This window comes from Ensifer sp. ENS07, assembly GCF_014852185.1.
GTDB lineage: Bacteria > Pseudomonadota > Alphaproteobacteria > Rhizobiales > Rhizobiaceae > Ensifer > Ensifer adhaerens.
In genome coordinates this window covers 82,062-104,902 of the sequence record NZ_JACVBE010000006.1, presented here as the reverse complement: position 1 = coordinate 104,902, position 22,841 = coordinate 82,062, and the positions used below count along the sequence as shown (strand labels likewise).

Below are 22,841 nucleotides of genomic sequence, written 5' to 3'. Positions count from 1 at the left end.
GACGATCCAGCCAGTTTCATTTCGAACCGACGCGGTTCGGGTCTGAGCCAGCGGCATTCGTCGACCGTACATGACGGATGCGTGGCTCAAACTCCAAAGGCTCCTTGCTTGGGCCTCACCTGTCGATCAAACAGAGTCGTCAATCGATGTAAGAAGGGTGCGGTCGCCGCCCACCCTCGCCGCCCCTCTCTGCTCGAACGACCTGTCGCTTGCCGAGGGCTGGAACCAGTTATTCCGCAACGCGGTTTGACAAGCGGCGACGGATACGCCTCTGCTCTGCAACCGAAGTCGCCCCGTCCAGCTGCTGTAGGGGCGAGGTAAGGGATCGTGCAGAGGTACCCACAAGCCACTCCGCTCGTACGAGGGTTCTGACTGGTTTCTACGGAGGTTGATTTCTCGTCTCCTACCCGGTCGCGCCGGCGACCGGGTCGATGACCCTCGTCTCTCACATGCCCCTGCGGCTAAAGCAATCTGGCGCACGAGCGGCCTCGAGAAGTGGGGAGTCGGGCGCTTCGGGTTTCTCGGATTATAGCATTCTAAATTGGGGAATGGTGGCCACCAGCATCAGGTTTGGCGCCGAACGGCCTCTCGGCATCTGTCGACATTCCAGCGTCTCGACAGGCTTCAACGAACGCTTCGCGTGCGATGGCAACCGGCGTCATTCGGTTAAGCGCCCGGCGACAAGTTTGAACCGCCCTACTGTGCTTGCGGCCTCTATAAATAGTCCACTCGCCTTCCAGGAAATCGAGAGCGTCGTTGACAGACGCAAATACCTGCCGTGTGCCGTCCTTCATCTGAACCGAGATGGGTGCCATGAGTAGTATTTCGGGATTAAGCATGGTGACCTCCCTTCGCATTGATGCCATACGAAGACTCTCCAACGGCCGTGCCAGGCACGGGGCCGGTCTCAAAAGCCTGCTGCGCAAATGGGATGCTTGCGTCCATCGCCGGCGCTAGAAGATGATGCCTTTCGGCGAAGGCGACGAAAAGACCCCGCACCGTCTCGGCTTCAACCTCTCCCCGTAATGCAGCCAGACATGCCTTGATCGCCACCGAATGCGCCGCATCCCCCGACGGGGCTGGCCAATCGACGAGGAGACGATAAGCGTCCATCACGGAGCGGATTTCACCGGGGAAACCAATGCCAACAAGGATGCTAACAGGCCGCTCGAACATATCGGGTTTCATCGTGCTCTCCTTTCCAACCCGCAATGCCGATGGGCGCCTTGAAACCGGCGCCCAATTTACGTCAGCTACGCGGCATTCGATGCTTCGATTTGCATCTGAGCTTTTGACTGCTCAACCGCCGCAGCTGTTTCGATCGCGATTTTGCGTGGCTTCATCTCCTCCGGGATTTCCCGCACGAGATCGATCTCTAGAAGGCCGTTGTTCAGATCCGCGCCCATCACCCGGACGTGGTCGGCAAGCTCGAACCGATGCTCGAACGGTCGGCCGGCGATCCCGCGATGCAGATAGGCTTCGGAAGAGGTCTCCTGCTTCTTGCCGACGACCGTCAGAAGATTGGTCTGAAACGTGATGTCGAGATCGTCGCGAGTAAAGCCGGCCACCGCAATCGAGATCCGATAGCTATCGTCACCTGTCTTGGCAATGTCGTAGGGGGGCCAATCACTCATCGAACGAGCGCGCTGCGCGTTTTCGAGTAAATTGAAGAGCCGGTCGAACCCGACGGTCGAACGGAAAAGGGGTGCGTAGTCGTAAGTTGTTGCCATAGCCATATCCTCCTTGAGCAACATGGGTATGGAAGCGCCGAAAGACGACGCTTCCAGCAAGGCCAACCCTGACACGAGCGGCTGGCGGCAAGCGATTTGGTTAGGGTGGACTTCAGTTTCAAGGGCCCATAACAAAAAAATCACGTGCGCTTTTCGACGTTCGTAAACGGCTGCATCTGCAGGCTCAAAAGCCCGGCCGAAGGCTCAGTTCAGTCGGAACTCGCCATCCACGCGTCGCCACTCATTTGGGCCGATCAGATGGTGATGCGTATAGCGAACGGAATGCAGCGGACCGTCGAGATTGGCTTGCCAGAAATCGAGGAATTTCTGCATTTCAGGAAAGTCGGGAGCAAGATCGTAATCCTGCCAGATATAGGTCTGCAGAACGGACCTGAAATCGGGAATGCGGTAAAGGATATGCGCGGTGGTCAGTCCGTAGCCGTTTATTTGACGCTCGAGATCCGATGAATATCGCATGTTTCATCTCCGTTGCTCAACAAGCACCAAGTTGGCGCAATTGTTCGCGGTCATCAACGAAATTCTGAACGTCAAGGAAGGCTTTCTTGTTACTTTACAGCAAGTTAGCAGCCACACGATGCGAGTGCTGATTTTTTTGAGTTCACCCCTTGAATTTGAAAAATTGTGAAACCAGATGATTTTCCGCAAGACGCTCATTCGAGGTTTTGCACCCGTCCGGACTGTCCGGTCTCGTGATGGGGGAACAACGTCACTAGTGTTTGTCCATTGGAGGAAAACATGTCTTTCCGACCGCTGCATGATCGCATTCTCGTCCGCCGGGTTGATTCAGAAGAGAAAACCAGGGGCGGTATCATCATTCCTGATACGGCAAAGGAGAAACCCCAGGAGGGCGAAGTCGTTGCCGTCGGACCTGGCGCACGCAATGAAGCGGGCCAGGTCCAGGCGCTGGACGTCAAGGCAGGCGACCGTATTCTGTTCGGCAAGTGGTCAGGCACCGAGATCAAGATAAATGGGGAAGATCTGCTTATCATGAAAGAAAGCGATGTCCTCGGTGTCCTCGAAGCCCAGGTCGAGCGCAAGCAGGCAGCTTGAGCCAACGACACCATAAATCCATCAGTCAAATAGCTGCCTATTGAGGAGTTAAGGAAATGGCTGCGAAAGAAGTCAAGTTTCATATCGATGCCCGTGAACGCATGCTGCGTGGGGTCGATGTTCTTGCCAATGCCGTCAAGGTGACGCTCGGCCCAAAGGGGCGCAATGTCGTTATCGACAAGTCTTTTGGCGCCCCTCGCATCACCAAGGACGGTGTCTCGGTCGCCAAGGAAATCGAGCTGGAAGACAAGTTCGAGAATATGGGCGCGCAGATGCTGCGCGAAGTCGCCTCCAAAACCAACGATCTCGCCGGTGACGGGACGACCACGGCCACTGTGCTTGCGCAAGCGATCGTCAAGGAAGGCGCGAAGGCCGTTGCATCGGGCATGAACCCTATGGATCTTAAGCGGGGCATCGACATTGCTGTTGACGCGATCGTGAAGGAACTCAAGACCAACGCCCGCAGGATCTCCAACAACTCGGAGATCGCCCAGGTCGGCACCATCTCGGCCAACGGCGACGAGGAGATCGGCCGCTACCTGGCTGAGGCGATGCAGAAGGTGGGCAATGAAGGTGTCATCACCGTCGAGGAGGCCAAGACTGCAGAGACCGAACTCGAAGTCGTTGAAGGCATGCAGTTCGACCGCGGCTATCTCAGCCCGTATTTCGTAACCAATGCGGACAAGATGCGGACTGAGTTTGACGATCCCTACATCCTGATCCACGAAAAGAAGCTTTCCAACCTTCAGGCCATGCTGCCAGTTCTCGAAGCGGTAGTGCAATCCAGCAAGCCGTTGCTGATCATCGCTGAAGATGTGGAGGGCGAAGCGCTTGCGACACTTGTCGTCAACAAGTTGCGCGGCGGCCTGAAGATTGCAGCGGTCAAAGCTCCGGGCTTCGGCGATCGCCGCAAGGCCATGCTTGAAGATATCGCCGTTCTCACCGGCGGCACGGTTGTCTCCGACGACGTCGGTATCAAGCTCGAGAACGTCACCCTCGACATGCTCGGTCGGGCAAAGAAAGTTGCGATCGAGAAGGAGAACACAATGATCATCGACGGCGTTGGCGCCAAAGCCGATATCGACGGCCGTGTCGCACAGATCCGCGCCCAGATCGAAGAAACCACGTCCGACTACGATCGCGAGAAGCTCCAGGAGCGCCTGGCCAAACTCGCCGGCGGTGTTGCTGTCATTCGAGTGGGCGGGTCGACTGAGGTAGAGGTGAAGGAAAAGAAAGACCGCGTCGACGATGCGCTGCACGCCACCCGCGCGGCCGTTGAGGAAGGTATTCTTCCGGGCGGCGGTGTCGCGCTGCTAAGGGCCGTCAAGGCGCTCGACCATCTCCCTTCGGCCAATCGAGACCAAAAGGTTGGCATCGAGATCGTGCGACGTGCGGTCGAGGCCCCGGTTCGCCAGATTGCCGAGAATGCTGGTGCCGAAGGCTCGATCATTGTCGGCAAACTTCGCGAGAAGACGGACTTCTCCTACGGCTGGAACGCCCAGACGGGAGAATACGGTGACCTCTATGCTCAAGGGGTAATCGACCCGGCCAAGGTCGTGCGCACCGCACTTCAGGATGCGGCCTCCGTCGCAGGTCTCCTGGTGACGACCGAAGCCATGATCGCCGAGAAGCCGAAGAAGGATATGGCTCCGCCTCTGCCCGCCGGACCTGGCATGGACTTCTAACGTGATGGTTCAGGCTCGCTCCCTCAAGGGCGGGCCTGACCGAGACCGATCGAGCCCGCCGACTGGGTAGGCTTCCTAGCTCCCAGGTTGGTGTTGGTGCCGCAGCTATTCAGTGAGGTAGAAATGCACTCGAAGATGTTTGACCGGCCAGTTTACCTGCGTGAAAGGAAGGATCTGGTCCTCGAAATCACAAACCTGGACGATGCGATCGATTTCCTTGAGGAGTGGTCCAAAGGAGACCGCGACATCATTCACGACGCCACCCTGAAGGCGTGCTACCTGGCCCACGACGGACATAAGCCCCTTCAGGTGGCTCGAGACGCACTCCGCGCCTTCGCGAAGAAGAAGGGTATACTCGTGAAAGCTCCCGCGGTTCTGCCGTGGATTGTCAAAGCAAGATCTGGTGGCGGTCGGATCTCGCCGTGAACGAACCTTAACAGTGCCGACCTCAGGTCGGCTTTGCGTCTGGGTGCGACGGACAGAAAGCCCGGTCTTGACCAATGAGGGTCAGATCTAGCTAAAATCACGTGATTTCTGTGGACTACCGGCCGAAGTGGCTTTCGAAAAAGGCTGGGCCTGCACGCACTGTCCAAGACGGATTAGGCAACGTTCCTCTCGCGAGGCCCTCTCATAACACGCTCGTCGCCCACCTATCCCCACGCCGACGTTTCCCAAGGATTGATTACGGAGGCATCTGTGTCTTCGAAATCCTTGACGTTGCGTGTGACGAGGATGAGATCGTGGACGATGGCAGTCGCGGCGATCAACCCGTCGACATCGCCACGTGGCCGGATTGCGGCGATGCGGCCCCATTCGACCGCGATTTGGTCAGTTATAGGCAAAATGCGGTCGCCATGGTCGTGGCGCAGTTTTCTCAGCCATTCGGTTAGGTGCGCGGCAGTCTTCGGATCCGACTTCTGTTTGAGGGCAATGCCGCGCATGATTTCGCCGAGGGTGAGCGCACTCAAATGGATGCTGAGCGGATCGACGGAGCGCAGCCAGGACACGGCTTGCGACGTACCACGTCGCGCCTCTGAGACAATGTTTGTGTCAACCAGATACATTAGAAGGCCACATCGCGGCTTGGCGTCTTGATGCGTACATTCACCGCATCAGCGAGTTGGTCGTCCCAAGCGGGACCTCCAAGCAGGTCATCGACCAACGTCGGCCGGCCAGCGCGTAGGGCGTCGTAGTCATGAGCGGACAGTACAACGGCTGCGCGCTCGCCGCGCAGCGTGACAATCTGCGGCCCCTCATGGCGCGCCTTCTGCACCACCTTCGAGAATTGGTTCTTGGCGTCCTGCAGTTGCCATTCCATAGCTTCACTCCAAGTTGGCTAGACTGTCTAGCTATATAATTCCTTTCACTCGCGATTTAAAGTGAGAAAACAACGAGCGACCGATAGAGCTCTGCCCGCTTATATGCGGCGACTGGCTCCGCGCTTACATTGAGAATCCTACAAATTGCGCGGCTTGCGGAAGCCCTATCTGATGCGGGCATGACCACGAAGCTATCAGAAAGGAATGGCCCCGTCGGGCAGCGACGAGGCCATGGGCACTTATCGGACTTCACTTCCGGAGGGATTGTGAAGGTGTCACCCTGATCGGGGAAAGGGTTCCACAAAGCCAGGAACGCCGATACCGCAAATGGGTTCCCGGTCCTCCCCAAAAAAGATGACCCCAAAAGGCGATTAACGCCGCCGAGGAGAACGCCCGCCCCAGGGTCTCCCAAGGGCGGTGTTAAGCGAGAGTCGCCGGCTAAAAGTTAAAATAGACTGTCACGCCTTGCCGCCGCTGGTAGTAGTCTCGATAGCCGTATCGGTAATGGTCACGATAGCCGTAATACCGGGAATAGCGGGGGTAGCACCTGTCGTAGTAGCCGCAGTGACGGTGGGCGTACTTCCGCTTCCAGTGGCGATCCGCATGCTCATGACGATGTTTCCGGTGCTTTACCTGTTCGACATCGCCGGTCTGCACTTGTTGCGGTTTCGGCACGTAAATAGGCGCGGCGTTTACCGGTAACGCGAAGGATGCCGCCAGGACGGCGGCGCCAAGGGTGGATGTTAGAATTTTCATTTGACGCATCCTTTCTATCATCAGCTTGGCTCCTCAAGCCTGAACCTCAGCTGAACCGTCCCGGCTCGACGCTTGCGGAGCTGCGCTCGGTGATCTCTGGCTGCAACGGCAGCGGCTCCTGATACCGCTGGTGCTTAACCGGCAATTGGCGGAGCAATTAGGATTCGGCAATGGAACCCGGGCCTTTGCGCGACCACGCCGGACCTAAGTCCGAGGCGCAGCCGCTCAAAGAAAACGCCCCCATGTCCGGGAGAGCGGGGCCTGGAGGGCGGGCATAATGCCAATCCCTTCCGGGGACAATTTCGCGGGGGTGGATGAATCGGGCGACCGAGGGTCCCCTGCCTTCCATTATTGTAGATTCTTATAATCGCGCATGGCGAGCAGACCTGCTCAACATTCACGAAAGTTTCAGACTTGAACTTGAGAAATCCAAAGCTTCTCGCTGAACTCGAGCGGCGAGGGTACGAGTCCGTGGACGAAATGAAGCATGTTTCCACGACAGACGCGTTGCGGATGAAGGGAATGGGCGCAAAATCGTGGCAGAAAATCTGTGACGTAGTGGGCAGAGACCCGGCCCAGACGTGGGGTTCGAGAGCCATTCTACGTGATCATTGGTGCAACTTTTTTCATGGCATTCCCCTACCGGAAGAGTTGCGATCTGGGCACACAAAAAGGCCTCGCTGTATGCGCGTGACGAGTCCACCTGGCGTCACCAATGATGACGCCACGGCGCGCTTTCAATCCCCGGAGGGCTCGAGCCCATGACGCCGAGGCCGATTTCCGCCTGTGACGCGTGATTGCCTCCGTGATGAAATGGACGCGGGCTTGATGTTATTCAGCGCGGGCGATTGGGCTAGAAGGCAAGTTGCACCTTCATCGAACGACTGCGGTCGCCGGCGGTCTCGAAGGCGCGCACCGCATCCTCCAGCGGGAAGATCCCGGTCAACAGCTGGGTCAGGTCCACCCGGCCCGCATTGATGAGATCGACGGCCAGGCCAAACTCCTCATGGAACCGGAACGTCCCGCGCATCTCGATCTCTTTCGCCACCACAAGGTTTTGCGGGATGGCAACGTCACCTCCAAGCCCGAGCTGGACGAGCACTGACCTCGGCTTCAGGACGTCGAGGCCCGAGCGCACCGCCTGCGCATTTCCCGAGGCCTCGAACTGAACGTCGAAATAGCCTTTGTTGGCGGCGTAGGCTGAGAGCTGATCGGGATTGTTGGCAACATTGATCACCCTGTCCGCACCGATCGAGAGTGCCTTGTTGAGCACTCCGTCCATCACGTCTGTAGCGACGATCTCGCGCGCGCCGTGAACACGCGCGGCGATGATCGCCAACGCCCCGATCGGCCCGCAGCCGGTGACCAGAACCCGCTTGCCGAGCAAAGAGCCCGCGCGCGAGACGGCATGAAGGGTGACGGCGAAGGGCTCGGCCATCGCCGCCTCGTTCATCGAGACGCCGTCAGCGATCTTGTGGCACTGCCACGCCTCGGCAACCAGCCGCTGCCGGAACGCTCCCTGAATATGCGGCATCGGCATGGCGCTGCCGTAAAAGCGCATGTCGAGGCAATGGTTCTGCTGACCGCGCTGGCAATAGTCGCAGGCCCCGCAAGGACGGCTCGGTGACACCGACACCCGGTCGCCGACAGCCAAGGCCGAGACACCTGATCCGAGCGCCTTGATCGTGCCGGCGACCTCGTGGCCGAGGATCATCGGCTCGCGCAGCCGCACCGTGCCGAAGCCGCCATGGTTATAATAGTGGAGATCCGACCCGCAGATACCGCCAGCTTCGATCTGAACTTCGACCTGGTTCGTTCCCGGCGCCTCCGGCTCGCGATCCTCGATCCGAAGATCCTTGGCGGCGTGAATGACAACGGCTTTCATCTTATGGCCTCAGACGACAGGGGTGGGCAGAACTTGGCCGGCAAAATGCGCGGCGAGATTGTCACGCACCAGCTTGCCCATCGCCTTGCGGGTTTCGATCGTGCCGGAGGCGTGGTGCGGCTGCAGCAGGACATTGTCGAGCTTCAGGAAGCGGGGATTGAGCTTCGGCTCGCCTTCAAAGACATCGAGCCCCGCCGACCCCAGCGCGCCGCTTTCGAGCGCATCGAGCAGCGCATCCTCGTCGATGTTGGAGGCGCGCGAGATGTTGATCAGCATGCCTTGCGGACCGAGTGCCTCGATCACTTGCTTCGAGACAATGTAGCGTGTCGCGGCAGAGGCTGCGAGCGTCACGAACAGCACGTCGGAGCGTTCTGCCAATGCGACCGGATCGGCGACAAAGGTCATGCCGTCGGCATAGGGTTTCTCGGAGACGTCGCTATAGGCGATATCCATGTCGAAGCCCTTGAGGCGCTTGGCGACCTCAAAACCGATGCGGCCGAGGCCGAGCACGCCGGCCTTCTGCCCCCAGACCCGCCGCTTCAGCGGATAGAGGCCCTTCACCGCCCAGCTTCCGTCCTTGACCCAGCTTTCCGCGCCGATCATGCCGCGCGACTGGCAGAGCATCATCGCGACGCCGAGATCGGCAACGTCATTGGTCAGCACGTCCGGGGTGTTGGTAACGCGAATGCCGCGCTCGCGGCAGGCGGCAAGATCGACGGCGTCATAACCGACCCCATAGACGGAGACGATCTTGACCTGCGGCAGTCTGCCGATCAGATCCGCCGATGCGCCAATTTCGCCTCTGGTGGCGATCGCCTGGATCTTTGGCCCATGCGCTCTCAGGAAGGCATCCCGATCTTCAGCCTCGTAGATCTTGTGGACCGCATAGCGCGCTTCGAGTTCCACCAGGTCCCAGTCCGGATAAGGACCCATCAGCAGAATGTCCGGTCTCGTCATCAGTTTCCTCCCGTGGTTGGTTCACTGGCGGCGCGACCCGCGCGGATCGCCAGCGTGTTCATCGCCAGCGCAACGATGCGCTCCAGCGACTGATCGATTTCGATGGTCACGACGTCCGCCTCCCCCGATGGCAGTTCGAGGGTGGCAAGCTGGCTGTCGAGCAGCGACAGCGGCATGTAATGGCCCTTTCGCTCACCGAGCCGCGCCGCAAGCAGCGCCCGGCTTCCCTGCAGAAAGACGAAGGTGATCGGCTGCCAGGCGACCTCCCGCAGGCGTTCGCGGTAAGTGCGCTTCAGGGCCGAGCACGACACTACGGTCGCCGTCGGACTGGCCAGCCGGCCGCCGACCTCGTCGAGCCAGGGCCAGCGATCGGCGTCGGTCAGTGGAATGCCGCTGCGCATCTTTTCGACATTGGCGACCGAATGCAGGCTGTCGCCCTCGATGAAGCGCGCGCCGAGATAGCTGGCGAGCCGCTCGCCGACCGCGGACTTGCCGCAGCCGGACACACCCATGACAACGACCGGGCCAAAGCCGCGGCAGACCTCAGAGACTTGTGGTGATGCCGCCATCGACATAGAGCGTGTGTCCGTTAACAAAAGAGGAGGCGTTGCTCGCCAGGAAGACCGCGGCCCCCACGAGTTCCTCGACATCGCCCCAGCGGGCCGCCGGCGTGCGCTTTTCCAGCCAGGATGAGAACTCGGCGCTATCAACCAAGGCCTGGTTCAACGGCGTCTTGAAGTAGCCGGGCGCAATCGCATTCACTTGCAAGCCATACTTTGCCCAGTCGGTGCACATGCCGCGCGTCAGGTTCTTCACCGCGCCCTTGGTCGCTGTGTAAGGCGCGATCGACGGTCGGGCGAGCTCGCTCTGCACCGAGGCGATGTTGATGATCTTGCCAGAACCGCGCCCGATCATGTGCCGGGCGACCGCCTGGCCGACATAAAAGACGCTCGAAACATTGGTCTTCAGCAGTTGTTCGAAGCGGTCGACCGGGAAATCCTCAAGCGGCGCGCGGAACTGCATGCCGGCATTGTTGACGAGGATGTCGATGGCGCCGATATCCTGCTCGATCTGATCGACGCCACGTTTTACGGCTTCCGCGTCCGTCACATCGAAATCGGCGACATCGACCAGGTGGCCAGCGTCCTTCAATGCGGCGGCGGCCGCCTCGAGCTTTAAACGGTCGCGACCGTTGAGGACGAGTGCTGCTCCGTGTTCAGCGAGACCGCGCGCCAGCGCAAGCCCGATACCCTGCGACGAGCCCGTCACCAGGGCGCGACGGCCCTTGAGGTCGAAAAGTGGAAATGACAAACCTGTTCTCCTTCACCGCCGGGCGCCTCGAAGGAGACGCCCCGGCCTTTGGTCAGCCTTCGACCAAGAGCCCCTTTGCCTTCAGCACCGGCTCGAGATTGCTGACTTCGATGACCGATTTTCCTGCCTTGTATGCGGCGATGTACTCGGCTTCAGCATCTTCTCGCGCTTGCGACAGCTTGGCGACCTCAAATGCTTCTTCGCGCCGCACCACGACCAGGCCATCGGCGTCGCCGACGATGATGTCGCCGGGATGGACAACCTCTCCACCGATGATGATCGCGTCGTTGGTTGCGGTCAGGGTTTCCTTGACCGTGCCCTTGATGCAGACGCTGAGCGAAAACACCGGGAAGCCGAGTTCGCGCAATTGCATCGTGTCGCGCACGCCGCTGTCAGTCACAAGACCGCCGATGCCCTTGGCAAGGCACGCGTTGGCCAGCACGTCGCCGAACGATCCGGCCTCTTCGTATTCGCCCGCCGAAACGACGATGATGTCGCCCGGCTGCGCGTAATTGATCGCAAGCTGCAGCATGATGTTGTCGCGGGGCGCGCAACGGACCGTGAAGGCCGGACCGCAAAGCTTCATGCGGTAGTCAACAGGCTTGATGCGGGAGGACAGTGCCCCGCGGCGCCCCTGCGCCTCATGGATCGTTGCTGGCGAAAACTTCGCCACCGCGTCCACTTCGGCGGCACTCGGGCGAATGGGCATTTTCTTGATATGCGTCATGATTTTTCCCATGGGTGGTCGCGGCGGGCGCAACGCCCGCCGTTTGTGTTGTTCAAGACATTCGAAAAAAACGGGGCCGCTTAGGCGCGGCCCGGCCCCATCAGGGGATCGGGTCGAACTTCAATTCGGAAAGCGGTGCAACCTTGTCGGTGCGAGCCATCTTGTATTCGGTGTTCGGGCCGAGCCACTTGTCCCAGATCTTGTTGATCTCGCCGCTATCGTCGAGCTTGCGCAGCACTTCGTTGATCTTGGACGTCAGTGCCGGCTGATCCTTTGCCATGCCGATACCGATCGGCTGAAACAGCATCGGCTCCGGGATCATGCGCATTGCCTTGCCGCGGGTCTTCGATTCGTTGACCAGCTTGGTGGTCGTCATCGTGTTGGCGACCATGCCGCGCGCCTTGCCCTGCTGCACGGCGAGATAGGCCGATGCCGTGTCCTGGAAGGTGAGCGGATCAGACTTGTTGAGCTTGATCGACATCTCTGAAGTCGAGCCCTTGGTGGAGGCCAGGCGCTGGCCGACATAGTCGGTCTTTGCCTTACCGGCATCGTCCGCTGGCACGATCAGCATTTCCTTGGCCAGATAATAGGGATCGCTGAACTGGATCTGTTCGGCACGGCTCTGGGTGTAGGCAAGATTTGCAACGGTGATGTCGACCCGGCCGAGTTTGACCTCCGGCACGCGAGCTTCGACCGAAACGGGCTTAATCTCTGCCTTCACGCCAAGTTCGCGGGCGATCGCGCCGCAAAGATCGACGTCGAAGCCGGCCATCTCGCGCGTCTTTGCGTCCGGAGCGGCAAAAGGCGGTACGTCCGCGAAGGTCGCACAACGCAATGTCTTGTTCGCGATGATGTCTTCAAGCTGATCGGCCTTGGCCGGACCTGCGAGCGCCGCTGCCGCAACCGTCATTCCGAGGATAAGATGCCTGCACTTCATTGCTGTTCTCCTTCGTTGTTGGTCATTGCTTGCTCTAGAGTGCTGTGCGTTCACGTGAACGCACAAAGGACGCTCCAGCACTTTGATTTCAGAGCACCTTTCTGCCCCCCAAGTGATCGACTTGATGGCAGGATGCACTAGTGGCGCAGGTCCGCGAGGAAGCGCTGAGCGCGCGGATGCCTGGGGTTCTTGAAAAACTCCTCAGGCGTCGCGGTCTCGATGATCTCGCCTGCATCGATGAACCAGATGCGGTCAGCGACATCGCGGGCAAAACCCATTTCGTGGGTGACGCACATCATGGTCATGCCTTCGGCGGCGAGCGACTTCATGACGTTCAGCACTTCGCCGACCATTTCAGGGTCGAGTGCGCTGGTCGGCTCATCAAACAGCATCACGGGCGGTTCCATGGCGAGCGCGCGCGCGATCGCGACACGCTGCTGCTGCCCGCCGGACAATTGGCCCGGATAGGAATTTGCCTTTTCTCGAAGGCCCACGCGATCGAGCAGCTTCAGAGCCTTCTCGTGCGCCTCCGCCGGCGCCACCCCCTTCACCCGGATCGGCGACATCGCGACATTGTCGACCGCGGACAAGTGCGGAAAGAGGTTGAAGCTCTGGAAGACGAAGCCGATGCGGCTGCGCAGTCGATTGAGATCTCGCCCGCTCATCTGTGCGTGCACGTCCTGCCCTTCGAAGAAGATCGAACCACTGTTGATCTCCTCGAGCCGGTTAACCGTGCGGATCAAGGTTGATTTGCCCGAGCCGGAAGGACCGCAGATGACGACCACTTCCCCGCGCGCCACGGTCGCGTCGATCCCTTTCAGGACGTCATAGTCGCCATAGCTCTTGCGGACATCGGCAAGCCGGATCGCCTGGTCCTTTGCGATAGGGGAGGTTGACGCGGTCATGGCTGCTCCGTGGCGTTCGGTGTCAGGGAAATCGGCAACTGCCCGCGGCGCTTAGGGGCAACAAGGCCAGCGCGCCGGCGTGTAATGCGCCGCTCGACGACGTTGGTGAGCCAGGTGAGCGACCAGCAGATCACATAGTAGGTCAGCGCCAGGATGAGGAAGACCTGGAAGGGCTGCGTTAAGAGCTGGTTGTTGACCTGGCTGGCAGCGAAGGTCAGGTCCGGCACGTTGATGACATAGCCGAGCGTCGTGTCCTTGATGGTGGCGACGAAGGTCGACAGCATGCTCGGGATCATGTTGTAAAGCGCCTGCGGCAGGATCACATAGCGCATCGCGCTGAAGTAGCTGTGACCGAGCGCGCGAGCCGCATCCATCTGCCCTTGCCCCAAGGCAACAATGCCTGCGCGGATGATCTCGCTTAAGAACGCACCCTGGTAGACGACCAGGGTCGTCAGCATGGTGAGAAAGCTCGGCACGTCGGCGCCGGTCAGAAGCGGCACGAGGAAATAGCTCCACAGCACCAGCATCAGCAGCGGCACGCCGCGCGTCACATAGACGAGCACGGTCACCGGCCAACGCAGGATCCGGTATTTCGACAGCCTTGCAAAGGCCAGAAGGATCGCGAACGGGAAGGCAATCGCGATGCTCAGCGCCGAAAGGATCAGCGTGTTGGCAAGGCCGCCGAGCGGTCCGTTCGGGTACTGTCCGATCAGGAGCAGCAACCAGTATTGGTCGACGATGGCGATCAGGTCATGGATCATCGTCTCGCTCCATTCGCCGGATCAGCACGCCAAGTGAGGTAGGCACCAGCAGCCATGATTATCAGGGTGAAGAAGAGATAGAGGACCGTACCGATCAGGTAGATTTCGAAGGTTCGGAAGGAAAGGTTCTCGATCTCCTTGACGGCGTGGGTGAGCTCCGGAGCGCCGATCACGATGGCAAGGCTGCTGTTCTTGAAGAGCGAGACGCTGTGGTTGACGAGGGCCGGCAAGGCATTGCGAACACCCTGCGGGATCAGCACGAAGCGCATCGCCGAGAGATAACCGTGCCCAAGGGCGCGTGCGGCCTCCATCTGGCCCGGATTGACCGAGCGCAGGCCGGAGCGCAGATCCTCGCTGAAGTAGGCCGCCTGGCAGAGGCCGAGCCCGACGACCGCAAAGATCATTTCCGCCGAATGCGCGGAAAGCCAGTCGGAAAGCCCGGTCGGCAGGATGGTGTAGATCCCGAAATACCAGAGCATGAGCTGCACGAGCGTCGGCACATTCCGGTGGTAGGAAACGTAAGCTGCGACCACCGCATTGCCGATGCGGCCGGGAGAAAAACGCACGGCGAGCAGAACGACCGCGAGCGCCATCGCCAGGGTCCACGAGCACACGGCGATGATGAAGGTCATTTCGATGCCATGCACCAGCATGGCCACGTATTCCGGGTTCCCGAGGATCGCGGCGAGTTCGAAGCCCTTCACGACCGTGGTTCCTTCGGTTTGCCTGCCGTCTGCGGCTTGGCCGTCTGCAGGCCGCCCATCACCTGAAGCGTCGGGGTGATTTCCATGTGCCCAATATTGACGGCGACGGGTGCGGCGATCGCAAAAGCGATCGCATCGGCGATGTCGCTCGCCTGCGGCAGTTCAAAACCGTCGATGAAGCGCTCGCGGATGGAAGGGTCGTTGCCGTGCACATGGTTGAAGATGTCGGTCGCGACCCGGCCCGGGCAGATCTCGGTGACGCGCACGCGCTTGCCGAAGGTATCGATGCGCAGCTGGTTGGACAGCATGCTGACGCCGGCCTTGGTCGCGTGATAGGTGGAGTTGCCGTTGAAGTTGTAGTTGCCGGCAATCGAGGAGATGTTGATGACATGGCCGCGGTCACGCTCGGCCATGCCTGGCACGATCAGCCGGCAAAGATGGAGAACCGCGCGCAGGTTGACGTCGATGAGGAGATCGATGTCGCCATCCTCCGCCTCAAGGAATTTCTTCGGACGGTCAACGCCGGCATTGTTCACCAGAATGTCGAACTCGACATCGCCTGCAAGCTTTGAAAGGGCGGTGCGATCCGTGACATCGATAGCGTGGGAAATACAGCCCGTGCGCTCGGCAAGGGCTTTCAGCGCATCGGCGCTACGGGCAACCGCGTGCACCTCAAGGCCCTCGCGGCGGAGCCGCTCGACGACCGCAGCACCGATCCCGGAGGATGCGCCCGTCACCAGTGCGGTTCTGTAATCGGAAAAGGACATTTTGGTTCCCCTGTTGTTGAAAGAGAGAGTAGCGAAGGTTTTCAGCTCTGAATAAGACCGTTTGAATCTGGATGGATAACGAAGGCTTATGACTTGCGGCGAACCCGCCGGGCTGCAACATTCGGGAGGAACAGCAGGCAGGGCACATGGATACCAGGCGTCTCAAATCCTTCATCGTCATCGTCGACACCGGCAGCATCACCCGTGCGGCCGACGTTCTTCACATCGCCCAGCCGGCCCTCAGCCAGCAACTTGCCGCCCTGGAGGACCATTTCGGACAGAAGCTCCTGATCCGCAGCCAGCAAGGGGTCTCGATGACGGAGGCCGGCAAGGCGGTCTACCGCCATGCCCAGATCGTCCTTCGCCAGATGGACCAGGCGCAGGCAGACGTGAAGGCAGCCGGCGCCTCCCTTGTCGGGCGCGTCTCGGTCGGTCTTGTGCCATTTTCAAGTGCTGCCACGCTCTCGGTCGACCTGTTGACAGAGACGCGCAAGCGGCATCCGGGCATCCTGCTGCATCTGACCGAAAGCGTCGGCCAGACCTACAGCCAGATGATCATGAACGGCAGGCTGGAAATGGCGCTGATCCATGGCACTGGCCCGATCAAGGGTGTTCGGTTCGAGCCGGTGTTCGTGGAAGAGTTTCACCTGGTGGCGCATCGCGATTTCGGGATCGAACCCTCCGATACGCCGCTTCCGCTGAGCGCGCTAAACGATGTTCCGCTGCTTCTTCCGCCGCCCTACAACTTCGTGCGTCGGGCGATCGACCTTTCTTTCACACGCGCACGCCTGTCCCTGAATGTCGTGGCCGAGGTCGAGATCGTCCGCACACTTGGTCGCGCCGTCTCAAGTGGCGTCGGCGCGACCATCATGCCGCGCGCGATCGCGCAAAGGATCGTCGCTGAGACCTCCGAGCCTCTTGTCTCGCGCATGGTCACGCCAAAAATCGAAGAGACGCTGTCGCTCTGCGTTTCCGATCAGAGCGAACTGTCTGAGCCGGCACTGGCGGTGAAATCCATTCTCATGGAGCTCACCGCCCGCCTGAAGGTTTAAGGGCTGAGCCTTATCGCAGCCCGGCGCAGAATTCGGCAATGCGGTCGCAAGCCTCGCTCAGCTGTTCCATGCCGGTTGCATAGGAAATACGAAAGAACGGGCTCATGCCGTAGGCCGCGCCTTGCACGGTCGTCACATAATGTTCGTCGAGCAGCGCCAACACGAAATCGGTGTCGTTCTCGATCCTGCGACCCTTCTTCGTGGTCCGGCCGATGAGTTTGGCAATGTTCGGGAAAACGTAGAATGCGCCTTCCGGCTTATGGCAGCGGATGCCCTCGATTGAACTCAGCCGCTCGACCACGAAGTCGCGCCGCTTCCTGTAAATCGCCGCCCGCTCCTTGAGAATGTCCTGTGGGCCGTCGAGCACGGCGGCAACAGCGGCCTGGGTGATGGTTGAGGTGCCGCCGCTGTTTTGACCGTTGACGTTGCTGATCGCCTTGATCAGGTCCTTCGGACCGCCGCAGAAGCCGAGACGCCAGCCCGTCATCGCATAGGCCTTCGATGCACCGTTGACCGTCAGCACGCGATCCTTAAGGCGCGGCTCGACCTCGGCAATCGTGCAGAATTCGAAGTCGTCGTAGATCAGGTGCTCGTACATGTCGTCGGTCATGATCCAGACATCCGGGTGTCGCAGCATCACCTCGGCAATCGCCTTCATTTCGGCGCGCGAGCAGGCAGCACCGGTTGGGTTGTTCGGGAAGTTCAAAAACAGCCACTTGGTGCGCGGCGTGATCGCCGCTTCGAGGTCTTCGGCCCTGAGCTTGAAACCGTTCTGTTGCGGGCAATCGACCGGTACCGGCACCGCACCGGCGAACTTCACGATATCCGCATAGCTGATCCATGAGGGCGCCGGGATAACGACTTCATCGCCGGGATTGCAGGTGGCAAGGACCGCGTTGAAGATGATCTGCTTGCCGCCGCCGGCAACGACGATCTCGGAAGGATCGTAGTCGAGGTTATTGTCCCGCTTGAACTTGCGGGCGATCGCCTGGCGGAGTGCCGGCGTGCCATCGAGCGGGGGATACTTCGTGTCGCCTGCAAGGGCTGCGGCATGTGCCGCCTCGACGGCGTTGGCGGGCGTCGGAAAATCCGGCTCGCCGGAGGAGAGGCTTATGACTTTGACGCCGCTTGCCGCGAGATCGCGGGCGCGCTGGCTCATCGTGGCAGAAGCGGAAACGGAAACGTTCTTCAGGCGGTCGGCGATAGCGGGCATGATCGTTGCTTTCGATAGGAACGGATAAGGTTTTGCAGGGTGCGAGGGCTCAAGCCGGAAGCTTGGAGACGGGCGTGACCACGCCGCCGGCCGCCTCGATTTCGCTGCGGACGGTACGGGCAAGTTCAAGCGAGCCGGGCGTATCGCTGTGCACGAGGATGGAACGGGCTCGCATGGGGATGACGGTCCCGTCGATGGCGGTGACTGTGCCGTCGATCAGGAACTGCCGCACCCTTTGACGCAACCGAGGCTCCTCCTTGACGAGGGCACCGGGCTTTCCACGCGGCACGAGTTTGCCGTCGGCATCATAGGCACGGTCTGCCAAGAAGAGGGTCAACGTCTTCAGCCCGGCAGCAATTGCCGCCCGTTCAATGATGCTGTCAGCCGTAGCGAAAACGATCAGTTCGGGATCGACGGTACGGATCGCTGCCATCATCGCAGCCGCAAGCGTCGGGTCGCGATTGACCATGTTGCCCATTGCAGCATGAAAACTGACATGGGAGACGCGCACGTCTTCTGCGCGTGCGATCGCAATCAACGCGCCCAGCTGGTAGAGCATCTGCTGGCGCAGTTCGTCTGCGCCAAAGGGCAGTTCCCGGCGCCCGAAACCTTGCCGGTCCGGCAAGCCCGGATGCGCACCGACGTCCACTCCCCTTGTCCGCGCGAGACGCACCATCCGGGCCATCGTCTCGGGGTCGCCGGCATGAAAGCCGCAGGCGACGTTGGCGGAGGTCACCACATCCATCATCGCCTCGTCATCACAGAGCGAATAGGGTCCGAAACCCTCGCCCATGTCGGAATTGAGATCCACCTTCATGAATGTCTCCTAGGCCATGGCGGCGAGCGCCTTGCTTACGAGGCGCGCGGTATTTCTGATATCTTCGACATAGGCAGCGAGCGCCTTCTCGATGGCTCTGGCCTCGGCGTGCGTGGCCGGCACGAAGCGCACAGTCGACCCAATGCGCGCCTGTCCCATCCGCCAGAGATCCGCCTCGATGACGCCGGCGATCTTCGGGTATCCTCCGGCCGTGTTGGCATCGCTCATCTGGACGATCGGTTCGCCAGCAGGCGGCACCTGGATGACGCCGGGCACGACGCCGTGCGAGCGCATCTCCACCACCTCCGCCGGATGGATCGGATCTCCGCTGAGGCGGTATCCGGTGCGGTCGCTGCGCGCCGAGATCTTCCACGGCTGGCGCCAGAACCGGTCCGCGTCAGCCCCGAAGAGATCGTGTTCGCCGGCCGGCAGTGCGCGAATGAGAAGCGCCCCGCCTTTATCGACAGGAAACACATCCTTCAGGGCAGCCGCTGGCGGCACAACGCCGAAGCCGCCCTTCGGCAGGCAAGCAGGCTCTACCGGGCCGGTCACAATGGCATCGCCGACGGCAAGGGTCCGGCCCGAGAGCCCGCCGAAGCTTCCACGCAGCGATGTGCTGCGCGATCCCATCACCTCTGCCACATCGACCCCACCAGCCAGGCTCACATAGGCCCGTGCATCGCGAAGCGGCGGGAAGAGCTCCAACACCTGACCGGCCGTGGCCTGCGCAGCCCACCAGGGCGGCAGGGCGACGCCGTCGAGCTTCGCCCGGCAATCGGCGCCGGTAAGCGCGAATGCGCCTCCTTTGGCAAAGACCAGCCGGAAGGGAAAAGTCTGGACCTCGAGGACGGCAGCACCCTGGGGATTGCCGAGAAGAGTGTTGCCGATCTTCATGGCCAGAGGGTCCATCGCGCCTGAGGCCGTTACCCCGATGTTGCGATAGCCCGGACGCCCCAGATCCTGAATAGTGTTCAGCGGGCCGGTTTCGACGATCTCGATCAAAGCTCGATCCTTTCGGGGCGGAAGCGCACGGTGTCGCCGGGCGCCATCAAGGCTGGCGCTGCGGCCTCAGGATCAAACATCTGAAGTTCGGCAAAGCCGATGGAATTCCATCCGTTCGGGCCGGTCAGAACAGCCACACCGGTCTGCATGCCGCCGATCGTGACGCAGCCCCGCGCCATCTTGAGCGAGGGCACGTTTTTTCGAGGCATGTGAATGCGGGGATCAAGCCCGTGCAGGTATCCGAAGCCCGGCGCGCTGCCGAGGGCGAAGACGCGGTAGATGCCTTCATAGTGAATGCGCACGACTTCCCGATCGCTGAGACCACTGAGATCACACAGAGCCGGCAGGTCGCTGGCGTGTTCGCCACCATAGGTGACGGAGACTTCAATTTGCCGACCGGCCAGATCGATGCCCTGGGCTCGGTGCCATTCGTCCTGCAGCTGCCGGACGACCTCTTCGGGATCATCCGGGGTCTGCTTCAAGATCACCAGCAGGTTCGTCATACCAGGAACGATCTCGGCTACGTCTTCGTGCGCCTCGAGCGCGCTGGAGAGCGCCCAGATGCGCCTCTGGCTTGGCAGGTCGAAGGCGCCGGGCGCCTCGAGCAGAAACGCCCGCGTGCCGATGAAGGAGATCTTGGCCTGCCCGTCGGTGTTCGGGACGATCGAGGCAGGCAACGGCAATGGGGTCTGTTGCAGGAGGGTCATCGGGCGTTTTCCATCGTCAAAACGGGATCGCCGTAGCCGATCAGTTCTCCGGCACGGGCATGGACGCCTGCCACGTTCGCGGTCACCGGCGCGATCACCGGCATCAGGATGGGGCCGACCTCGACAAAACCGACGACATTTCCCGCCTCAACCGTGCTGCCCTCGGAGGCGAGTGGTGAAGCATCGACGTCACCGGGATGGCGATCACGAAAAACGCCGGCGAGCGGCGCCTTGACCGTCCATCCCTCCATCGCCGAAGAGGTGACGTCCTTGGCCGCTTCACGAGGCCTCGCCGGGCTCGCGTCGAGGGGCAGCACGATCTTCAGGGTGTGGCCGTCCTTCGTGCTAATCTCGAGCTCGCTCGCGCCAGATGCGCCAAGCCATTTGGTCAACGTAGAGATGAGCGCCGGATCGGAGAAGTCGCCGATATCGGATCTGCCCAACGAGCGGTCACGCCTTGGCATCGGCTTCCTCCCTCAAACGCTTTTCAAGATGATGGATATCGACGCAGCCCTCGATGAAGTCTGGATCGGCAAAGATCCTTTCGTGCAGCGGAAGGTTCGTAGAGATGCCCTCGATCCTGGTTTCCGAAAGGGCGACCTGCATGCGCCGGACCGCCTCGTCGCGGGTCGGTGCATGGACGATCAATTTGGCGATCAGGGAATCATAGTACGCGGAAACGCGGTAACCAGCCGAGACATGGGTATCGACGCGAATGCCTGGTCCGCTTGGAAAACGAACCGCTGAGATGCGCCCGGGAGAGGCCACGAAAGTGGTCGGATCCTCCGCATTGATGCGGCATTCGAAGGCGTGCCCCCGCGCCTCGCCGCGAAAACGGCCCGTATCGAGGACGTCGCCCTGGGCCAAACGCAACTGCTCGTGCACGAGATCGACACCGGTTGTTGTCTCTGTAACCGGATGTTCGACCTGCAGTCGGGTGTTCATTTCGATGAAGTAGAATTCGCCGTGCTCGTAAAGGAACTCGAAGGTTCCAACCCCGCGATAGCCGATCTGCCGGCAGGCCTCCGCGCAACGCGCGCCGATCCTCTCAGCGAGTTCCGGCGCAATACCGGGTGCCGGCGCCTCCTCGACGACCTTCTGGTGCCGCCGCTGGACGGAGCAATCGCGATGACCAACCCAGACGGCATGGCCATGATTGTCGCAGAGCACCTGGAACTCGACATGGCGCGGATGCTCCAGAAACTTCTCCATGTAGAGATCTGGGTTGCCGAAGGCGCGGCGCGCCTCCTCTCGCGTTATCGCAACCGCATCGCCTATATCGGCGCCGTCACGCACGACCCGCATGCCCCGCCCGCCGCCGCCACCGGCCGCCTTGACGATGACCGGGTAGCCAATGGCCTCGGCGATGGCACGGACGGCTTCAACATCGTCAGGCAGAGGTTCGCCTGGCCCTGGCACGCAAGGGACGCCGGCTATCATCATCGCGCGCTTCGCAGCGATCTTGTCGCCCATAGTGCGGATCGCCGAGGCCGGTGGACCGACGAAAACCAGGCCGGCCTTTTCAACTGCTTCGGCGAAATCGGCATTCTCCGAGAGAAACCCGTAGCCCGGATGGATGGCCTCTGCCCCGGTCACGCGTGCAGCAAGAAGGATTGCAGCCTGGTTGAGGTAGCTCCTTGTTGCTGCCGGCGGTCCGATCGACAGTGGACCACCTTCGCTCGCCGCCGCAGCGCCGGCCCTATCTGCCTCGGAGGCAACAAGGATCGCACGAAGGCCGAGTTCCTTGCAGGCCCGTTCGATCCGGACGGCGATTTCTCCGCGGTTGGCGACGAGGACGGACTGGAATGGACGGCCGACTTTCCGGGCGGCTTCGTAAGACGCGTCCATCAGCCGATCTCCACGAGCGGGTCGCCGAAGGCAACCTCCTGACCGTCCTCGAAGAAGATGCGTTTGACGATACCGCCGAACGGGGTCGAGATGGTCGTGAAGACCTTCATCGCCTCCACGATACACAGAGCCTGGCCCACCTCCACCTGGTTGCCTTCCGTCACGATTGGAGCGGATCCCGGGCTGCTTGACTGATGCACGATGCCCGAGGTCGAAGCGCGAACAAGCTGCCCTTGCGCCTGATCATCCAACTTTGCCGGCTCGGCGGTCGAAGGCTTTGCGGGCACCGGGGCCGAGATTTCCAGACTGGCCGCGGCTTGACGGGCCGGATTGCGAATGACGACAGTCGTGTCTGCATCGCTGACTGTCAGCTCCGAGACACACGATCGCCCGACAAAATCGAGAAGCGTCTTGATCTTTTGCAGATCCATTGTTTTCCCCACGAAACGAAGGTCACCGGCGCGGCCGTAAAAGCGGTGATCCGCCCGGTGCGAGTTGGGGAATTCTTACACAGCATCCCGTTTGATGGGGGCAGACAAACTTTGAATACAGGCGTCGGACCCAATGCCCGGCTTCTGGCGATGAATGCTTCACGAACGTGAACGATCAATTCCTGCTGTCCAACGAGAATGTCGATACCTGCCCGCAGTCGGCGCGTTGACGAACTCGGCATTGGCCGCCAAGCCC

Annotated in this window: 27 protein-coding genes and 1 pseudogene; 4 read left to right on the top strand and 24 right to left on the bottom strand. The window is 60.8% G+C overall.

What is annotated here, in order from left to right:
* Positions 1-536 precede the first annotated feature (536 nt).
* The 4 genes and pseudogenes from IB277_RS19785 to IB277_RS19770 all read right to left on the bottom strand — a co-directional run bounded on the left by IB277_RS19785 (position 537) and on the right by IB277_RS19770 (position 2,207).
* A complete protein-coding gene (locus IB277_RS19785; RefSeq protein ID WP_371813628.1) occupies positions 537-839 on the bottom strand; it encodes a DUF982 domain-containing protein in 303 nt (100 codons plus the stop codon).
* 100 nt (positions 840-939) lie between these two features.
* Positions 940-1,188, bottom strand: a pseudogene (locus IB277_RS19780) (DUF982 domain-containing protein); the annotation flags it as partial.
* A 65-nt stretch (positions 1,189-1,253) separates the two neighbouring features.
* The gene (locus tag IB277_RS19775) at positions 1,254-1,730 is read right to left on the bottom strand and encodes an Hsp20 family protein (protein WP_060583894.1); all 477 of its coding nucleotides are present in this window, start codon (positions 1,728-1,730) and stop codon (positions 1,254-1,256) included.
* 204 nt (positions 1,731-1,934) lie between these two features.
* Positions 1,935-2,207, bottom strand: a complete 273-nt coding sequence (locus tag IB277_RS19770) for an usg protein (protein WP_192371412.1) — start codon at positions 2,205-2,207, stop codon at positions 1,935-1,937.
* Between the two features lie 279 nt (positions 2,208-2,486).
* Between IB277_RS19770 and groES the strand changes: the two genes are divergently transcribed.
* From groES to IB277_RS19755, 3 genes are all read left to right on the top strand, one after another.
* Positions 2,487-2,801: a co-chaperone GroES gene (gene groES, locus IB277_RS19765; protein WP_192371558.1), complete on the top strand. Its 315-nt coding sequence runs from the start codon at positions 2,487-2,489 to the stop codon at positions 2,799-2,801.
* Between the two features lie 56 nt (positions 2,802-2,857).
* On the top strand, positions 2,858-4,486 hold the full coding sequence (gene groL, locus IB277_RS19760) for a chaperonin GroEL (protein WP_192371411.1): 1,629 nt from the start codon (positions 2,858-2,860) through the stop codon (positions 4,484-4,486).
* Between the two features lie 123 nt (positions 4,487-4,609).
* Positions 4,610-4,912: a DUF982 domain-containing protein gene (locus IB277_RS19755; RefSeq protein WP_192371410.1), complete on the top strand. Its 303-nt coding sequence runs from the start codon at positions 4,610-4,612 to the stop codon at positions 4,910-4,912.
* A gap of 224 nt (positions 4,913-5,136) precedes the next feature.
* Here IB277_RS19755 and IB277_RS19750 read toward each other — a convergent pair whose 3' ends face one another.
* The 13 genes from IB277_RS19750 to IB277_RS19690 all read right to left on the bottom strand — a co-directional run bounded on the left by IB277_RS19750 (position 5,137) and on the right by IB277_RS19690 (position 15,515).
* Positions 5,137-5,550, bottom strand: coding sequence for a type II toxin-antitoxin system VapC family toxin (locus IB277_RS19750; protein ID WP_192371409.1), 414 nt, complete (start codon positions 5,548-5,550; stop codon positions 5,137-5,139).
* Entirely contained in the window at positions 5,550-5,804 is a 255-nt protein-coding gene (locus IB277_RS19745) for a type II toxin-antitoxin system Phd/YefM family antitoxin (protein ID WP_192371408.1), read from the bottom strand. The genes IB277_RS19750 and IB277_RS19745 overlap by 1 nt, the downstream gene beginning before the upstream one ends.
* A gap of 439 nt (positions 5,805-6,243) precedes the next feature.
* Positions 6,244-6,561 (bottom strand): hypothetical protein, encoded by a 318-nt coding sequence (locus tag IB277_RS19740; protein WP_192371407.1) that lies wholly within the window; start codon positions 6,559-6,561, stop codon positions 6,244-6,246.
* 853 nt (positions 6,562-7,414) lie between these two features.
* Positions 7,415-8,446: an L-idonate 5-dehydrogenase gene (locus IB277_RS19735; protein ID WP_192371406.1), complete on the bottom strand. Its 1,032-nt coding sequence runs from the start codon at positions 8,444-8,446 to the stop codon at positions 7,415-7,417.
* A 9-nt stretch (positions 8,447-8,455) separates the two neighbouring features.
* Positions 8,456-9,403: a 2-hydroxyacid dehydrogenase gene (locus IB277_RS19730; protein ID WP_192371405.1), complete on the bottom strand. Its 948-nt coding sequence runs from the start codon at positions 9,401-9,403 to the stop codon at positions 8,456-8,458.
* Entirely contained in the window at positions 9,403-9,978 is a 576-nt protein-coding gene (locus IB277_RS19725) for a gluconokinase (protein WP_371813627.1), read from the bottom strand. The genes IB277_RS19730 and IB277_RS19725 overlap by 1 nt, the downstream gene beginning before the upstream one ends.
* Complete coding sequence (locus IB277_RS19720; RefSeq protein WP_192371404.1) at positions 9,947-10,714, bottom strand: SDR family oxidoreductase; 768 nt, start codon at positions 10,712-10,714, stop codon at positions 9,947-9,949. The genes IB277_RS19725 and IB277_RS19720 overlap by 32 nt, the downstream gene beginning before the upstream one ends.
* Before the next feature lie 52 nt (positions 10,715-10,766).
* Positions 10,767-11,441 (bottom strand): 4-carboxy-4-hydroxy-2-oxoadipate aldolase/oxaloacetate decarboxylase, encoded by a 675-nt coding sequence (locus IB277_RS19715; RefSeq protein ID WP_192371403.1) that lies wholly within the window; start codon positions 11,439-11,441, stop codon positions 10,767-10,769.
* Positions 11,442-11,541: 100 nt separating this feature from the next.
* A complete protein-coding gene (locus IB277_RS19710; protein ID WP_060583876.1) occupies positions 11,542-12,378 on the bottom strand; it encodes an ABC transporter substrate-binding protein in 837 nt (278 codons plus the stop codon).
* A gap of 137 nt (positions 12,379-12,515) precedes the next feature.
* On the bottom strand, positions 12,516-13,283 hold the full coding sequence (locus IB277_RS19705) for an amino acid ABC transporter ATP-binding protein (protein ID WP_192371402.1): 768 nt from the start codon (positions 13,281-13,283) through the stop codon (positions 12,516-12,518).
* Positions 13,280-14,044, bottom strand: coding sequence for an amino acid ABC transporter permease (locus IB277_RS19700; protein ID WP_060583873.1), 765 nt, complete (start codon positions 14,042-14,044; stop codon positions 13,280-13,282). Before IB277_RS19700 ends, IB277_RS19705 begins: the two co-directional genes overlap by 4 nt.
* On the bottom strand, positions 14,041-14,748 hold the full coding sequence (locus IB277_RS19695) for an amino acid ABC transporter permease (RefSeq protein ID WP_060583871.1): 708 nt from the start codon (positions 14,746-14,748) through the stop codon (positions 14,041-14,043). The genes IB277_RS19700 and IB277_RS19695 overlap by 4 nt, the downstream gene beginning before the upstream one ends.
* Positions 14,745-15,515, bottom strand: coding sequence for an SDR family oxidoreductase (locus tag IB277_RS19690; RefSeq protein ID WP_192371401.1), 771 nt, complete (start codon positions 15,513-15,515; stop codon positions 14,745-14,747). Before IB277_RS19690 ends, IB277_RS19695 begins: the two co-directional genes overlap by 4 nt.
* Before the next feature lie 146 nt (positions 15,516-15,661).
* Between IB277_RS19690 and nac the strand changes: the two genes are divergently transcribed.
* Entirely contained in the window at positions 15,662-16,567 is a 906-nt protein-coding gene (nac, locus tag IB277_RS19685; RefSeq protein ID WP_192371400.1) for a nitrogen assimilation transcriptional regulator NAC, read from the top strand.
* 10 nt (positions 16,568-16,577) lie between these two features.
* On the opposite strand, the gene IB277_RS19680 is transcribed toward nac, so the two are convergent.
* The 7 genes from IB277_RS19680 to IB277_RS19650 are packed head-to-tail and all read right to left on the bottom strand — an operon-like array spanning position 16,578 to position 22,585.
* Positions 16,578-17,780, bottom strand: coding sequence for a pyridoxal phosphate-dependent aminotransferase (locus IB277_RS19680; RefSeq protein ID WP_192371399.1), 1,203 nt, complete (start codon positions 17,778-17,780; stop codon positions 16,578-16,580).
* A 49-nt stretch (positions 17,781-17,829) separates the two neighbouring features.
* Positions 17,830-18,597, bottom strand: coding sequence for a LamB/YcsF family protein (locus tag IB277_RS19675; protein ID WP_192371398.1), 768 nt, complete (start codon positions 18,595-18,597; stop codon positions 17,830-17,832).
* Positions 18,598-18,606: 9 nt separating this feature from the next.
* On the bottom strand, positions 18,607-19,599 hold the full coding sequence (locus tag IB277_RS19670; RefSeq protein ID WP_192371397.1) for a biotin-dependent carboxyltransferase family protein: 993 nt from the start codon (positions 19,597-19,599) through the stop codon (positions 18,607-18,609).
* The gene (gene pxpB / locus IB277_RS19665; protein WP_060583859.1) at positions 19,596-20,306 is read right to left on the bottom strand and encodes a 5-oxoprolinase subunit PxpB; all 711 of its coding nucleotides are present in this window, start codon (positions 20,304-20,306) and stop codon (positions 19,596-19,598) included. Before pxpB ends, IB277_RS19670 begins: the two co-directional genes overlap by 4 nt.
* A complete protein-coding gene (locus tag IB277_RS19660) occupies positions 20,303-20,770 on the bottom strand; it encodes a hypothetical protein (protein WP_192371396.1) in 468 nt (155 codons plus the stop codon). The genes pxpB and IB277_RS19660 overlap by 4 nt, the downstream gene beginning before the upstream one ends.
* Positions 20,757-22,154, bottom strand: a complete 1,398-nt coding sequence (locus IB277_RS19655) for an acetyl/propionyl/methylcrotonyl-CoA carboxylase subunit alpha (protein WP_192371395.1) — start codon at positions 22,152-22,154, stop codon at positions 20,757-20,759. The genes IB277_RS19660 and IB277_RS19655 overlap by 14 nt, the downstream gene beginning before the upstream one ends.
* Positions 22,154-22,585 (bottom strand): biotin/lipoyl-containing protein, encoded by a 432-nt coding sequence (locus IB277_RS19650; protein WP_060583853.1) that lies wholly within the window; start codon positions 22,583-22,585, stop codon positions 22,154-22,156. Before IB277_RS19650 ends, IB277_RS19655 begins: the two co-directional genes overlap by 1 nt.
* Positions 22,586-22,841 lie beyond the last annotated feature (256 nt).